The 14,569-nt window shown below is 72.9% G+C and carries 15 protein-coding genes; 10 read left to right on the top strand and 5 right to left on the bottom strand.

Features of this window, described 5'->3' with window-relative positions; translation table 11 throughout:
* Window positions 1–1,011, top strand: a complete 1,011-nt coding sequence (ligD, locus tag BFF78_RS39610) for a non-homologous end-joining DNA ligase (RefSeq protein WP_069782867.1) — start codon at window positions 1–3, stop codon at window positions 1,009–1,011.
* Window positions 1,012–1,117: 106 nt separating this feature from the next.
* Window positions 1,118–1,552, top strand: coding sequence for a cupin domain-containing protein (locus tag BFF78_RS39605; protein WP_069782866.1), 435 nt, complete (start codon window positions 1,118–1,120; stop codon window positions 1,550–1,552).
* Window positions 1,553–1,571: 19 nt separating this feature from the next.
* Here BFF78_RS39605 and BFF78_RS39600 read toward each other — a convergent pair whose 3' ends face one another.
* The 3 genes from BFF78_RS39600 to BFF78_RS39590 form a co-directional block, all read right to left on the bottom strand.
* On the bottom strand, window positions 1,572–3,911 hold the full coding sequence (locus BFF78_RS39600; RefSeq protein ID WP_069782865.1) for an ATP-binding SpoIIE family protein phosphatase: 2,340 nt from the start codon (window positions 3,909–3,911) through the stop codon (window positions 1,572–1,574).
* A gap of 73 nt (window positions 3,912–3,984) precedes the next feature.
* Window positions 3,985–4,452: a peroxiredoxin gene (locus BFF78_RS39595; RefSeq protein WP_069782864.1), complete on the bottom strand. Its 468-nt coding sequence runs from the start codon at window positions 4,450–4,452 to the stop codon at window positions 3,985–3,987.
* On the bottom strand, window positions 4,449–4,829 hold the full coding sequence (locus BFF78_RS39590; RefSeq protein WP_069782863.1) for a DoxX family protein: 381 nt from the start codon (window positions 4,827–4,829) through the stop codon (window positions 4,449–4,451). Before BFF78_RS39590 ends, BFF78_RS39595 begins: the two co-directional genes overlap by 4 nt.
* A 602-nt stretch (window positions 4,830–5,431) precedes the next feature.
* Between BFF78_RS39590 and BFF78_RS39585 the strand changes: the two genes are divergently transcribed.
* The 3 genes from BFF78_RS39585 (at window position 5,432) to BFF78_RS39575 (ending at window position 7,527) form a co-directional block, all read left to right on the top strand.
* Entirely contained in the window at window positions 5,432–5,719 is a 288-nt protein-coding gene (locus BFF78_RS39585; protein WP_069782862.1) for a putative quinol monooxygenase, read from the top strand.
* A 235-nt stretch (window positions 5,720–5,954) separates the two neighbouring features.
* Entirely contained in the window at window positions 5,955–6,554 is a 600-nt protein-coding gene (locus BFF78_RS39580) for a hypothetical protein (protein ID WP_069782861.1), read from the top strand.
* Window positions 6,555–6,741: 187 nt separating this feature from the next.
* Window positions 6,742–7,527: an XRE family transcriptional regulator gene (locus BFF78_RS39575; protein ID WP_069782860.1), complete on the top strand. Its 786-nt coding sequence runs from the start codon at window positions 6,742–6,744 to the stop codon at window positions 7,525–7,527.
* Between the two features lie 114 nt (window positions 7,528–7,641).
* Here the strand turns inward: BFF78_RS39575 and BFF78_RS39570 are convergent, their stop codons facing one another.
* Window positions 7,642–8,499 (bottom strand): LysR family transcriptional regulator, encoded by an 858-nt coding sequence (locus BFF78_RS39570; protein ID WP_069782859.1) that lies wholly within the window; start codon window positions 8,497–8,499, stop codon window positions 7,642–7,644.
* Window positions 8,500–8,655: 156 nt separating this feature from the next.
* On the opposite strand from BFF78_RS39570, the gene BFF78_RS39565 reads away from it, so the two are divergent.
* The 3 genes from BFF78_RS39565 (at window position 8,656) to BFF78_RS39555 (ending at window position 11,590) form a co-directional block, all read left to right on the top strand.
* Window positions 8,656–9,459 (top strand): EamA family transporter, encoded by an 804-nt coding sequence (locus BFF78_RS39565; RefSeq protein WP_193433697.1) that lies wholly within the window; start codon window positions 8,656–8,658, stop codon window positions 9,457–9,459.
* Between the two features lie 92 nt (window positions 9,460–9,551).
* A complete protein-coding gene (locus BFF78_RS39560) occupies window positions 9,552–10,310 on the top strand; it encodes an IclR family transcriptional regulator (protein ID WP_069782858.1) in 759 nt (252 codons plus the stop codon).
* Between the two features lie 98 nt (window positions 10,311–10,408).
* Window positions 10,409–11,590, top strand: coding sequence for a PP2C family protein-serine/threonine phosphatase (locus BFF78_RS39555; protein ID WP_079161668.1), 1,182 nt, complete (start codon window positions 10,409–10,411; stop codon window positions 11,588–11,590).
* Here the strand turns inward: BFF78_RS39555 and BFF78_RS39550 are convergent.
* Window positions 11,587–12,012 carry an ATP-binding protein gene (locus BFF78_RS39550; protein ID WP_069782857.1) on the bottom strand — a complete coding sequence of 142 codons (426 nt, stop codon included), beginning with the start codon at window positions 12,010–12,012 and terminating at the stop codon, window positions 11,587–11,589. The genes BFF78_RS39555 and BFF78_RS39550 overlap by 4 nt on opposite strands.
* 176 nt (window positions 12,013–12,188) lie before the next feature.
* Between BFF78_RS39550 and BFF78_RS39545 the strand changes: the two genes are divergently transcribed.
* A complete protein-coding gene (locus BFF78_RS39545) occupies window positions 12,189–12,962 on the top strand; it encodes an IclR family transcriptional regulator (protein ID WP_069782856.1) in 774 nt (257 codons plus the stop codon).
* A 45-nt stretch (window positions 12,963–13,007) separates the two neighbouring features.
* Window positions 13,008–14,522 (top strand): glycerol kinase GlpK, encoded by a 1,515-nt coding sequence (gene glpK, locus BFF78_RS39540; protein ID WP_069782855.1) that lies wholly within the window; start codon window positions 13,008–13,010, stop codon window positions 14,520–14,522.
* The last annotated feature ends 47 nt before the right edge of the window (window positions 14,523–14,569 follow it).

Below are 14,569 nucleotides of genomic sequence, written 5' to 3'. Positions count from 1 at the left end.
GTGCCGGAGCTGCTGCGGGCGCTGCCGGCCGAGCTGCGGGAGGCGCTGCGCCCGGCCCGGCCGGGTCCGGAACTCGCCGCGTCCCCGATGCTGGCCACGCTCAGCGACCGGCGGGAGTTCGGCGCGGACTGGCTGTTCGAGCGGAAGCTGGACGGCGTCCGGCTCCTGGCGGTGCGCGAGGGCGGCGACGTACGGCTGCTGTCGCGCACGGGGCAGCGGCTGAACGACACCTACCCGGAGATCGTCGAGGCGCTCGCGGCACAGAAGCGCGCCGATTTCACGGTGGACGGCGAGGTCGTGGCGTTCTCCGGCGGGCGTACCGACTTCGCCCGGCTGCAACGGCGGATCGGGCTGACCCGGCGCCGGGACATCGAGGCGTCCGGGGTCGCGGTGACGTACTACCTCTTCGACCTGCTGCGGCTGGAGGGCGCGGACACCCGTCGACTCCCGTTGCGCGTCCGCAAGTCGCTGCTGCGCCGGGCGCTCACCTTCCGTGCCCCGCTGCGGCTGACCCCGCATCGCAACGCGGGCGGCGCCGAGTTGCTGGCCGAGGCCTGCGCGCGGGGCTGGGAGGGGCTGATCGCCAAGCGGGCCGACGGGCCGTACCGGACGCGCCGGTCCACGGACTGGCTGAAGCTCAAGTGCGCGCGGGGGCAGGAGTTCGTGATCGGGGGCTTCACGGAACCGGCGGGCAGCCGTGTCGGGTTGGGGGCCCTGCTGCTCGGCCATTACGACGGTGACCGGCTGTGCTACGCCGGGAAGGTCGGCACCGGCTTCGACCGGCGGGCGTTGCTGGGGCTGCGCGAGCGGCTGGACGGGCTGCGCCGGGACTCCTCGCCCTTCACCGGCGCCGTGCGCGAGGCCAGGGCCCGCTGGGTGAAGCCGGAGCTGGTCGCGCAGATCGCCTTCACCGAGTGGACCCGGGACGGGATGCTGCGGCACCCCCGCTACCTGGGGCTGCGCGAGGACAAACGGCCACGGGACGTGGTGCGGGAGCGCACGGCGGCCTGACACCCGCGATCACGAACGCATACGGATCTTCGGGTTTCGCCCCCAACTCCCGTGCGGTGCCTTTATGTTCACGGCGACACCCCGCTCGCCTCCCGAAAGGCCCCGCATGCGCACCGCTCTCCGTGCCGGCGTCACCGGCGCGCTGACCGCCGCCACCGTTCTGACCTGCGGCACCGCGCAGGCGACCCCGGCCGGCCCGGGGGTGACGGCCCGGATCATCAGCCAGACCACCATCGACGGCACCGACTACACCCTGCGGGAGATCACCGTCCCGCCCGGCCAGAGCACCGGCTGGCACTACCACGACGGCCCGCTGTACGGCGTGGTGAAGCAGGGCACCCTCAGCCACTTCGACGCCACCTGCGCCTCGGACGGCGTGTACCGGACGGGCTCGACGATCCAGGAGCCGGCCGGTCCGGGCCATGTGCACATCGGGCGGAACCTCGGCGACACCCCGCTCGTCCTGGATGTGCTGTACGTGCTGCCGCACGGCGCCCCGTTCTCGGAGGACGCGCCGAACCCGGGCTGCCCGTTCCAGTGATCGGGTACCGGGGAGCCGATCAGGTGCCGGGCAGCGCCTGCTCGGCCCAGATCGTCTTGCCCCGGCCCGTCTGCCGGCTGCCCCAGCGCTGGGTGAGCTGGGCGACGAGCAGCAGTCCGCGGCCGCCCTCGTCGTAGGCGTGGGCCCGGCGCAGGTGCGGTGAGGTGGAACTGGCGTCGGAGACCTCGCAGATGAGCGCGCGGTCGCGGATCAGCCGGAGCTGGATGGGCGATTCGCCGTAGCGGATGGCGTTGGTGACGAGTTCGCTGACGACGAGTTCGGTGACGAAGGTGGCCTCGTCCAGGCCCCAGGCGGCCAGCCGTTCGCCGACCGCCTGCCGGAAGTGGGCGACCTCGGCGGGGTCGGGCGGGACGTCCCAGGTGGCGACCCGGTCGGCGCCGAGGGCGCGGGTGCGTGCGAGCAGCAGGGCGACGTCGTCGCCGGGATGGTCGGGCAGGAGGGCCTTCAGGACGTCGTCGCACAGGGTCTCCAGGGAGCCGGCCGGCACGCTGAGGGCCCGGCCCAGCTCCTCGGTGGCGCCGTCGACGTCCCGGTCGCGGTCCTCGACCAGGCCGTCGGTGTAGAGCGCGACGACGGAGCCCTCGGGCAGTTGCAGCTCCGTCGCCTCGAACGGCAGTCCGCCGACGCCGAGGGGTGGTCCGGCGCTCATCGGGACGGACTCGGCGGTGCCGCCCGGCAGGACGACGACCGGGGCGGGGTGGCCGGCGGCGGCCATGCTGAGCCGCCGGGAGACGGGGTCGTAGACGGCGTACAGGCAGGTGGCGCCGACTTCGGCGATCTCCTCGCGGCTGTCCTCGGCGGCGAGGAGGGTGACCAGGTCGTCCAGGTGGGTGAGGAGTTCGTCGGGCGGCAGGTCGACGTCGGCGAGCGTGCGTACGGCGGTGCGCAGCCGGCCCATGGTGGCCGAGGACTGGATGCCGTGGCCGACCACGTCGCCCACGACCAGTCCGACCCGGCCGCCGGAGAGCGGGATGACGTCGAACCAGTCGCCGCCGATGCCGGCCAGGGAGCCGCAGGGCAGATAGCGGTGGGCGACCTCGACCGCGGCCTGTCCGGGCAAGCCGCTGGGCAGCAGGCTGTGCTGGAGGGCGAGGGCGGTGGTGCGTTCGCGGGCGAAACGGCGGGCGTTGTCGATGCAGACGGCGGCGCGGCTGCCGAGTTCCTCGGCGAAGACGGCGTCGTCGGGGACGTATGCCTCGGGGTGGGCCTCGCGGGCGCAGACCGCGACGCCCAGGGTGGTGCCGCGGGCCCGGAGGGGCACCGCGATGAGGGAGTGGATGCCCTCCCGGTAGGGGCGGCCTTCCGGCGAGCGCGCGTTGCGTTCCTCGAGCCACTCGGCGAACTCCGGCTGACCGGCGTGGCTGAGCACCGCGCGGCCCTCGCGCAGGGCGCGGGCGGGCGGTGAGCCCGGCAGATAGATGTCGGTCTCGCCGACGCCGACGGCCGCGCCGGGGTTGCCCTCGCGGGTCGAGCCATGGGCGATGCGCTGCAGGCCGGTACCGCCGTGCGGGAGCATGGGCGGCTCGACCTCGCCCAGCACCCACTCGAGCAGGTCGACGCTGGCGAAGTCGGCATACCGCGGGACGAGGATGTCGATCAGTTCCTCGGCGGTGCGCACCACGTCCAGGGTGGTGCCGATGCCGGTCGTCGCCTCGTTGAGCAGGGCGAGGCGGCGCCGGGCCCAGTACTGCTCGGTGCTGTCGAAGGCGGCGAGGGCCACGCCGTTCGGCTCGCCGTCGCCGTCGCGCAGCGGCCACATCTCGATGCTCCAGGCCGAGGCCCGGCTCAGGCCGGGGGCACCCGTGAAGCTCTCGTAGCGGACCGCCTGCCCCGTCTCGGCGACCTGGCGCAGATGGGCCAGGAAGCCGCAGTGCGCCTCTTCGTCCTCGACGGTCTCGGCGAAGTGCCTGCCGAGCAGGGCCTCCTCGGGTACGCCCATGACCTGGGCGGCGACGTCGTTGACCCGGACGTAGCGCTGCTGGAGGTCGAAGACCGACATGGACATGGACGCCTGCTGGAAGGCCTGGGCGGCCAGGGCGGTGTCGGCGTCGGCGGGCGGTTCGGCGGTGATGACGGTTCCCGTGGTCCGGCCGTCCGGGCCGAGGACCGGGCACGCGGTGAGGGCCACCCGCACCACGTGGCCGTCGCGGTGGCGCAGCGCGACGGTGCCGGACCGCGCGGCGAGCGTGCCGTCCGGGATGCGTTCGGCGAGCAGCTCGGCCGCGGGCCGGCCGACGACGTCCGTGGCCGGACGGCCCGTGAGCCGCCGCGCGCCCTCGCTCCACGCGGTCACCGTACCCAGGGCGTCGATGACCGCCACGGCGACGCCATGCTTCATATGCCCAAGGATGTTCCGATTGTTCCGGCACATCAAGCGCGGGGACGTCCCCGGGTATCGGGACGGGAGCGGATCAGCCCTTGTGGGCGCGCAGGGCGGCGAGGGCCCGGTCGGCGTGGGTGTTCATGCGCAGTTCGCTGCGGACGATCTCCAGCACCGTGCGGTCCTTCGCGATCACGAAGGTGACGCGCTTGGTGGGGGCGAGGGAGAAGCCGCGCCTGACGCCGAACCGCTCACGAACGGTGCCGTCTACGTCGGAGAGCAGCGGCATCCCCAGCCCGTGCCGGCCGGTGAACTCCTGCTGTTTGTCGACGCTGTCGCCGCTGATGCCGACGGGCCGGGCGCCCACGGCGGCGAATTCGGCGGCGAGGTCGCGGAAGTGGCAGGCCTCGGCGGTGCAGCCGGGGGTGAGGGCGGCCGGGTAGAAGAAGAGGACCACCGGTCCGTCGGCCAGCAGCTCGGTGAGCCGGCGGACGGTGCCGGTCTCGTCGGGCAGGGCGAAGTCCTCGGCCTTGGCCCCGACCTCGATGCGTTCCGTCATGACCGTCCCTCCTCGTTCCGGGCGACTCCCCGGGCCCACAGCACCAGCGGCAGTTGCAGCGGCAGCCGCGCGAGGGCGGCCCTGCGCAGTGGCGCGGGACGGTGCCGCCAGTCCACGGCCATCTGCACGTTCGCCGGGAAGACCCCGACGAAGAAGGCCGCGGCCGCCTTCGCGGCGACGGCGCGCGTCCGGGGTGCCGCGATCCCGGCGGCCAGGGCCAGTTCCACGACACCGCTGCCGTACGTCCATGCCCTGGGCGAACCCGGCAGTGCGCGCGGAATGGTGGCGTCGAAGGGGCGTGGGGTGGCGAAGTGGGCGACCCCGGCCGCGGCCAGCAGGCCGGCGAGCAGCAGGGGCGAGCGTTCGGACCGTGGCACGGTTCCTCCTGTGGTGACCTGCCGCCGGATATTACTGGACGGTAGGCGCGAGGGTGACCCCTTCGGCAGGACTACGGCCGTCGCACCGGGGCGACGGCACCCCCCGAGCGGCTGGTGGTGCCGGCCGGGGTGCCCCTGGACCGCGCCGCGGTGGCACTGCTCCGGCACATCGCCGGCTCCCAGCCGCTGCGGCGGGGGGCCGGCCCGGCACCCGTGTGTGGAGGCCTCCCCTGTGACAGGGACCGTGCGGCAACTGCAGAAGGCCGGCTACGTCACCCGAGTCCCGGAATCCCGTCGACCGCGCCCCCAGCGGATCCGGCTCACCAACAGGGCCGACGGACCCTCGACCCGGTCCCAGCGGCCAGGGCCCGGGGCATCCTGGGCGCCCCCCGACCGGCGGCCCGGGGGCCTACGACAGCCGGCGGCCCTCTGTCGCCGCATGATCGACGACTTCCTGGGGGACACCCGTGAGCCCGGCGGAACTCACTGGACTCAGGCAAGCAGCTCATGCAGCGCGGGGCGCGTGTCGCACCGGCCGCCCCTCGGCACCGGCGTGCTGGAATCGGCGAGTCCACCGCCGTACCGAACACCGGAGGAACGTCATGGCCTTCGCCGTCGTCGCCCAGTACCAGTGCGCGCCCGCCGACACCGACACCGTGCGCGACGCGCTGCGCAAGATGCGCGAGCTGGTCCCGTCGGAACCCGCGAACCTCGCCTACGAGGCGCACGAGATCGTCGACCGCCCGGGAGGGTTCCTGTTGTACGAGCGCTACACCGACCGTGCCGGCTTCGAGGCGCACAAGGAGACGGAGCACTTCGCGGAGCTGATCCGGGGAACGGTGTTCCCGCTGCTGAAGGAGCGGGTCATCACCTTCGCCGAGACGGTCTGACCCACCCCGGACGCCGTGGATGTACGCCCCGGCAGAGGTCACCCGCACGTCCGCGGAGACGGGCCGGGGCGGTCGGGACACCCCGGCATCGCCGCCAGGTGGGCAGCACGCCCGTCCCACGGGACGTCCCGGCCGTCCCCGGGGACACCGGCACGGCATTCCCGCGGACCGTCACGGAAACGCTGGCTGTCGTGATCACGGCTCGTGGTCACGAGAACGACAGCCGGAGGTTGCCATGATCCGACGGACCCTCAAGAGCGGTCTGCTGGCCACGGTCGCGGTGCTCGCGTTCCTGCCCACGGCGGCCGGTGCCACCGCGGCGAGCGCCGCCACCCCGCGCCCGGCGCCCAGCGCCACCAGCCAGCACCCCGCCAAGCACCGCGCCCACCGCACCAGTCATCGCGTCCACCGCCGGGGGTACGCCGCACAGCACCGTGTCCACCTCCGCACGCACCACTCGCGTCGGGTGCACCGGATGCACCGCCTCACGGCCCAGGGCGCCTTCCTCCCGCAGACGGCCGCCTACCGCATCACCCTGCGCGCCACGCCGTACCACCTGCGGTACCGTCTGGCAGCCCAGCAGCTGACATACCGTCACCTCCCGCCCGTTACCGGCGTCGTCACCACCCGCCACGCCCCGCTGAACGTCCGCTCCGGACCGGGCACCGGCTACCGGGTGATCGGCCACCGGTACACGCACCGGACACTGGCGCTCACCTGCCGGACGCGCGGCTCCTCGGTGCACGGCAACCGCATCTGGTACCGGCTGCCGCATCACGCGGGCTACGTCTCGGCCCACTACATCCGCGCCAACCGCAGCCTCCCCTGGTGCTGACGGCACGACACCGCCGCACCACCCAGCCACCGAAGGCCCGTTCGACGACCCCCGAACGGGCCTTCGGTATGCCCGCGCCTCACCTTCCTCCTACCTCGCCGCGTGTTGCAGTCGCCGCACTCCAGGGAAGCTATTGCGACAACAGGGGTGAAAGCGCCCATAGCGGAAAGTGAGTCGAGGACGCACGATGCGGGACCCTCAAGCATCGACCACACCGGACGAGGCACTGGCGGTGGGACTGCGCGAGCTGAAGGACCGTACGGGACTGAGCCTCGCGGCACTGGCCGCGCGCACCCCGTACAGCAAGTCCGCGTGGCACCGCTATCTGTCCGGCGGCGCGCCACCGCCGAGGCCGGCCGTGGAGGCGCTCTGCCGGCTCGCCGGCGCCGACCCCGAAGACATACTGGCGCTGTGGGACGCGGCCGACGCCTCCCCGCCCACGACCGCGCCGGAGGAGCCCGGCCGAACGCGGTGGTTCGGGCGGATCCCGTCCCGGCGCGCACCCTGGCTTCCGCTGTCCGTGCTGGCGCTGTGCGGTACGGCGACGGCGGTGGCCGCAGCCGTGGCCCTGACCGCGCGACCGGACACCGCGCCCGCCGCGCAGCCCCTGTCGGTGGTCCCCCGCTGTCACGGCCGCTCCTGCCAGGGTGAGTTGCCCGACGCGTCGGTGTGCGCCCGGGACGCGCGGACCATGAGCACGGTCACCGGCCCCGGCTACACGCTCCGGCTGCGCTACTCGCCGGCCTGCGCGACCGCCTGGTCCGAGGTACGGCTGCGCTCGCCCAGCGCCCGTGAGGTGTCGGTGCGGGCGGGCCAGGCCGTGCTCTCGGCCCGCTATCCGGCGGACGACTCCGCCGGGAACAGCAGCCCGATGCTGTCGGTGCCCTCGCCGCGGGGGGTGGCGGCGTGCGCCGAGATCGACGGGGTACTGGCCTGCACCGGCCTGGACGCGGAGCCCAACGTGCCGCAGTGAAACGCGGCGCGTCGGGTTGCATCATGAGGAGCGCGCCCCTGATCGCGACCGCTTCCCCGCAGGGTCACCAGCCGCTGAGCCGGTCGATCGTGTTCGCGCTATCGGCCGGGTCGCTCAGCCCGTGCGGTACAGCTCGCTGAGCAGTTCGAGGACCGTCTCGAGGGCCGGGTGAGGGTCGTCGCGCCACCAGGCGAGCCGTACGGCCACGGGTTCGGCGTCGCGGACCGGGCGGTAGACGATGCCCGGTCTCGGGTACTGGTGGGCGGTGGACTCCGCGGTGACGCCGATGCCGCGTCCCGCGGCGATCACGGTGAGCCAGTCGTCGACGTCGTGCGTCTCCTGGACGGTGGGGCGGGAGCCCGGCGGCCACAGCTCGGGGGTGGTGGTGCCGGTACGCCGGTCGACCCAGAGGATCCGGCCGGTGAGGTCGGCGAGCCGTACGGACCGGCGCCGGGCCAGCGGATCGTCGGTGGCCAGCGCGCACAGGCGCCGCTCCAGGCCCACGAGGGCGGTGTCGAACCGCCGGTCCTCCAGCGGCCGGCGCACCACCGCGAGATCGCAGGCGCCTTCGCCGAGACCGGCGGACGCCGTGTTGACGCGGACGAGATGCAGATCGGTCCCGGGGTGCGCGGCGGTCCAGCGCCGCTGGAAGGCGACGGTGTGGCGGCCGACCGCCGACCATGCGTAGCCGATGCGCAGCCGGGTGTGCCCCGAGGTGGCCTCCTGGACCAGATCGGCGACGTCGGCGAGCACCCGCCGGGCCTGCGCCACCACCCGCAGCCCGGTCGCCGTCGGGGTCACTTCGCGCGAGGTGCGCCTCAACAGCCGTACGCCCAGCGTTCGTTCGAGCCCCGCCAGGGTGCGGGACACGGCCGCCTGGGACACCCCCAGGGCGATCGCCGCATCGGTGAAGGTGCCCTCGTCGACGATGGCGACGAGACAGCGCAGCTGCCGGAGCTCGATCTCATGCATACGATCAGCGTATAGATCGCGAGCCGCATGCATTTTGCGCAAGTCCCTGGCGGACAGATGCTCATGCCCATGCGACGAGCTCTACGAGATCCCGTGGTGACGGTGGTCCCCGCGGTCCGGAACCCCGCTCCGGGGCGGCCGGCGGGCGTGGTGGCCATGTTCGGCAGCGGCCTGTCCAACCAGACCGGCGCGGCGATCGGCTCGCTGGCCTTCCCGGTCCTCGGGCCGCTCGGGGTGGTGGCGGTACGCCAGTACGTCGCCGCGCTCGTCCTCGTGGCCGTCGGCCGGCCGCGCCTGCGCGCCTTCACCTGGCGGCAGTGGTGGCCGGCGCTGCTGCTCGCCGGGGTCTTCGGCACCATGAACCTGACCCTGTACAGCGCGATCGACCGGGTCGGACTGGGGCTGGCGGTGACCCTGGAGTTCCTGGGCCCGCTCGCCATCGCGCTGGCCGCCTCGCGCCGCAGGCTGGACGCGGGGTGCGCGGTGCTGGCGGCGGCCGGAGTGGTGGTGCTGATGCGCCCGCGGCCGTCCACCGACTACGTGGGGCTGGGCCTGGGCCTGGTGGCCGCCGGCTGCTGGGCCTCGTACATCCTGCTCAACCGGCTCGTCGGACGGCGTATCCCGGGCGCGCAGGGGCCGGCGGCGGCCGCGTGCGTGTCCGCGCTGAGCTTCCTGCCGATCGGGATCGTCGTCGCCGTACGGCATCCGCCGACGACCGGGGCCGTGCTGTGCGCGGTGGCGGCGGGCGTGCTGTCGTCGGCCGTGCCCTACCTCACCGATCTGCTGACCCTGCGCACGGTGCCGGCCCAGACCTTCGGCCTGTTCATGAGCGTCAACCCGGTGCTGGCGGCCGTGGTGGGCTGGGTGGTGCTGGGCCAGACCCTGGGCGTTTGGGAGTGGACGGGGATCGGGGCGGTGGTCGCCGCGAACGCGGTGAGTATCGCGCGCACACACCGCTGAGGCCGGCCGGCACGGTCGTGGATGCCGGCCGCCCCGCAGCGGAACGACCCCCTGCCTTGCCCCGGGCCACCGGCCCAGCGCAGTCTGGTCCTATGGGTGCTCAGGACGGCCCCACGCTCATCAGCTCGGTGCAGCGGGCCTTCCGTCTGCTGGAGGCGGTGAGCGCGCACGAGAACGGCGCACCGGCGAAACAGCTGGCGCGCGAGACGGGGCTGCCGCTGGCCACCGCCTATCACCTGCTGCGCACCCTCCTGCACGACGGATACCTGCGGAAGCTGGACGACGGCGGCTTCGTCCTGGGCGACAAACTGAACTCCCTGCACACGGCGGGCCGCGCGCAGACGCTGCTCAGCCGGGTGCGCCCGACGCTGACCGCTCTGCGGGACGAGCTGTCCGCCGCCACCTACCTCACGTTCTACGAGGAGGGCGAGATCAGGGTGGCCGAGATCGTGGACGGCCCCCGCATGCCCCGGGTGGATCTCTGGGTGGGTTTCGAGGATGCCGGGCATGCCACCGCGCTGGGCAAGTCCGTGCTGCGTGAGCTGGACGAGGACGCCCGCCGGGACTATCTGTCCAGGCACCATCTCGCCGACCTCACGCCACGGACGATCACCAGCCTTCCGGAGCTGCTCCGCAGGATCGCGACGCCCCCCTTGGCACCGGCCCTCACGGACCTGGAGGAATACGCGCTCGGCACCGTGTGCGTCGCCGTGCCGGTCTACCGCGGGAGCACGCTCGGTTCGCTCGGCGTCTCCCTGCCGGTGGAGCGGCGGGACCGGCTCCAGGAGATCCGGACACGCCTGCTCCCGGTCGCGAGCCGGGTGACCAGGAGTCTCTCGCTCACTATCTGAAATTCCGCTTCTTGTGGCCGCCCTCGCCCAGCCCGTTTGATTGAGAAACGGACATTCCGGGCGAACATCCCTATCGGCGAGGACTGCGGACGACAGACATGCTCCAGGCGCGACACCACGGCGGCGACCATGCGCCGATGCGGCTGTTCGGGAACCGTGTGGCCGGCATCGGGCGAGCGGTCCACCAGCGTGCCGTCGGGCTGTGGGCCGCGGGAATGCCCCTGCTGCCGGTCCTGGTCGTCGCCATGGTCGCACTCCTGGACGTCGCCGCCGGGGCGGGCATGCCCTGGCTGCCGCTGCTGGCGGCCGGACCCGCGCTGGCGGCCTCCACCAACGGGCCGCGTGGCGTGGTCTGCGTCGGCCTCCTCGCCGCGGCGCTGGGCGTGACGCTGGCCATCGGGCACGCGACCCCCGCACGCGAGCCGGCCGCGGTCGTGGCCGTCCTGGCGGCCGTCACCGCGGCGAGCGGCCTGGCCAGCGCGCAGCGCGGCCGTCGGGAACGGGTCCTCGCCGCCGTCCGCTCGGTCGCCGAGGCCGCCCAGCACGCGCTGCTCCAGCCCGTGCCGGACGCCGTCGGCCCGTTCCAGGTGGCCGTCCGCTACAGCGCCGCGGCGGCGGAGGCGCGGATCGGCGGGGACCTCTACGCCCTGGTGACCACGCCCTACGGCATCAGGCTGATCGTCGGTGACGTGCGCGGCAAGGGGCTGCCCGCCGTGGGAACCGCCGCACTCGTGCTCGGGGTGTTCCGCGAGGCCGCCCATGACGAGCCCGACCTGCTCGCCGTCGTCGCGAGGATCGAGCGGAGCCTGGCGCGCAATCTCGGTCCCGACGACTTCGTCACCGCCGTGGTCGTCGGACACCCCCGGTCGGGACACCTGGAGATCGTCAACTGCGGACATGCGCCGCCGCTGCTGATATCCGCCTCCGGCGAGGTGGGTGCGGTGGAGCCCGCCCATCCCGCTCCGCCGCTCGGGCTGCGCGCCCTCTCGGCCCAGGCCCCGCGCCTGCAACGGCTGCCCTTCGTGGTGGGAGACCAGCTGCTGCTGTACACCGACGGGGTCACGGAGGCCCGCGATCACACGCGCGCTTTCTATCCCCTGACCGAAGGGGTAACCCGCCATGTGTCCGACGAGCCGGCGCGCACCCTCACCGCGCTCCACGACGAACTGCTGGCCCATGTGGGCGGCCGGCTGCACGACGACGCCGCCCTGCTGCTGCTCCGGAAGAACACCGCGGACGACCCGGCGTGTGTGCCGTCATCGTGCGAGGCCACGCTCTAGGGCACGACGATTTCGGCCCACCGGGTGACTCCGCCGAGGTGGGTGCGTATGCCATGGTCCGTCGCCAGGGCGTGGACGATCGTCTCGCCCCTGCCGTGCTCGTCGGGATCGACCCCGATGAGGGACCGGCCCACCGGAAGGGCGGGGCCCGCGTCGGTGACCTCGATACGCAGGGCGCGGCCGCCCTCGCCCTGCACCCACGAAAGCCGGAGCACGGCCGGGGGCCGGGCGTGCAGGAGCGCGTTGGTCACGAGCTCCGACACCACGAGCAGGGTGTCCTCCACGAGGTGCGGACACACACTCCAGTCGGCGAGGACCGCCGCCGTACGACGGCGTACGGCCGAGACTGCGCCGGGGACGGGCGGCACCGGACACACATGTTCGTATGCCGTCTGAAGCAGCGTCTTGACCTGTGCCGCCATGATCTCTCCCGGTGGTGTGTACGGCCGGTCCAGCGCCGTCGATCGACGCATTCCGGACTGCCAAGCACGTTATGGACACAAATCGGGCCGGTCAATGAACAGCGGTCGGCATTACCGAACGCCCGCGCGTCCCTCGCCCACGGGCAAGGCGCCCGTGCGGGTAATAGGCTCGCTTCATGGCCGGCCCAGTCCAGTCGATCGAACGGGCGGCGGCGATTCTGCGTCTGCTCGCCGGCGGGCCCCGCCGACTCGGGCTCGGCGAGGTGGCGGCCTCGCTCGGGCTGGCGAAGGGCACCGCCCACGGCATTCTGCGCACGCTCCAGCACGTGGACTTCGTGGAGCAGGACGCGGCGACCGGGAAGTACCAGCTCGGAGCCGCCCTGCTGCACCTCGGGACCAGTTACCTCGATGTCAACGAGCTGCGCTCGCGCTCCCTCAACTGGGCCGACGCCCTGGCCGCCCGCAGCGGGGAGGCGGTACGACTGGGCACCCCCCTGGAGGGCAGCGTCCTGGTCGTCCACCACGTGTTCCGGCCGGACGACACCTTCCAGACCCTGGACGTGGGGTCGCTGCTGCCCCTGCACGCGTCCTCGCTCGGCAAGGTACTGCTGGCGTACGGGACCGCGAGCGTCGATCCGGCGCAGGGGCAGGGGCAGGGGCTGGAGTCGTACACCCGGCACACCCTGGTCGATCCCGAGCGGCTCGCCCGGGCGCTCGCGGAGGTCAGGGAAGTCGGATGGGCAGCCGAGATCCAGGAAATGAGCATGGGCGAGGCCGGAATCGGCGCACCGATCCGCGGGCACGGCGGCCTCGTCGTCGGCGCCATCGGGGTGTCCGGGCCGGTCGAGCGGATCTGCGACAGCCAGGGCCACCCCCGCCCGAGTCTGATCACGCTGCTCCGCGAGGCCGCACGGGCGATCTCCAGAGACCTGGGAGCCGCCCGCTGGTAGGCCGAGGACAGCCGCCCCTCGATTCATCGGAAGGCAGACCCGATCATGGCTGAACGGTACGTAATGTCCATCGATCAGGGCACCAACTCGACCCGATGCATCCTGTTCGACCACCGTGGGCGGCTGGTCTCGGTCGCGCAGAAGGAACACCAGCAGCACTTCCCGAGGCCCGGCTGGGTCGAGCACGACGCCATGGAGATATGGCACAACCTGCGGCACATCGTGCCCGAGGCGCTCTCCGACACCGGTGTCGGCAAGGAGCAGGTCATCGCCATCGGCCTGGCCAACCAGCGGGAGACGACGGTGCTCTGGGACCGGCGGACCGGTGTCCCGCTGGGCCGGGCGATCGTCTGGCAGGACACCCGCACGGAGCCGCTCGTCAACGACCTCATGCAGCGCCCCGGGGAGGCGTTCTTCCTGGAGCGGTGCGCTCTGCCGCCCTCGACCTACTTCTCCGCGCTGCGGATCCGGTGGCTGTTCGACCACGTCAAGGGGGTCGAACAGCGCGCCAAGGACGGCGAGGTGCTGTTCGGAACGATGGAGAGCTGGCTGATCTGGAATCTCACCGGGGGCGCCGACAGCGGCCTGCACATCACCGACGCCACCAACGCCAGCCGCACCATGCTGATGAACATCCGCACGCTCACCTGGGACGACGAGTTGCTGGCCTTCTTCGGGGTGCCGCGCGCGATGCTGCCTGAGATCCGGCCTTCCGCGCAGACGTACGGTGAGGCCCGCTCGCTGCTGCCCGGGGTCTCGATCACCGCCGCCCTCGGCGACCAGCAGGCCGCCCTCTTCGGCCAGACCTGCTTCTCCCCAGGAGAGGCCAAGTGCACCTACGGAACGGGCAGTTTCCTGCTGCTCAACACCGGCAGCGAGCTGGTGCGGTCCCGGCACGGGCTCCTCACGACCGTCGCGTACAAGATCGGGGACCAGCAGCCGGCCTACGCGCTGGAAGGGTCGATAGCCGTCACCGGCGCACTCGTCCAGTGGTTCCGTGACCGGCTGGGCCTGATCAGCAGCGCCCCGGAGATCGAGACGCTCGCGCGGACGGTCGAGGACAACGGTGGCTGCTACATCGTCCCCGCGTTCTCGGGTCTGTTCGCGCCCCGCTGGCGCAGCGACGCGCGCGGGGTCATCGTCGGCCTCACCTCGTACATCACCAAGGGGCACCTGGCGCGTGCCGTCCTGGAGGCCACCGGCTGGCAGACCCGGGAGGTCGTCGACGCCATGAACGCCGATTCCTCGGTCTCCCTGCAGCAGCTCAAGGTGGACGGGGGCATGACCGCGGACAACCTGCTCATGCAGTTCGTGGCCGATGTGCTCGACGTGCCCGTGGTGCGGCCCATGGTCGCCGAGACGGTCTCCCTGGGCGCCGCCTACGCGGCCGGGCTCGCCGCCGGCTACTGGCCCGATCTGGAAGTACTGCGCCGCAACTGGCACCGGGCCGGCCAGTGGCTGCCCGACATGGACCCGGAGCTGCGGGAGTCGGAGTACGACAACTGGCAGCGGGCCGTCGAACGGTCCTTGGGCTGGGTCAGACCACCACGGTCCTCCTGAGGCCGGCCTTCAGGAGGCGGACAGGGCGAGTGGGGGGCTGCATCGGC

It is taken from the genome of Streptomyces fodineus, assembly GCF_001735805.1.
Taxonomy (GTDB): domain Bacteria; phylum Actinomycetota; class Actinomycetes; order Streptomycetales; family Streptomycetaceae; genus Streptomyces; species Streptomyces fodineus.
This window is presented reverse-complemented; position numbering and strand designations above follow the sequence as displayed.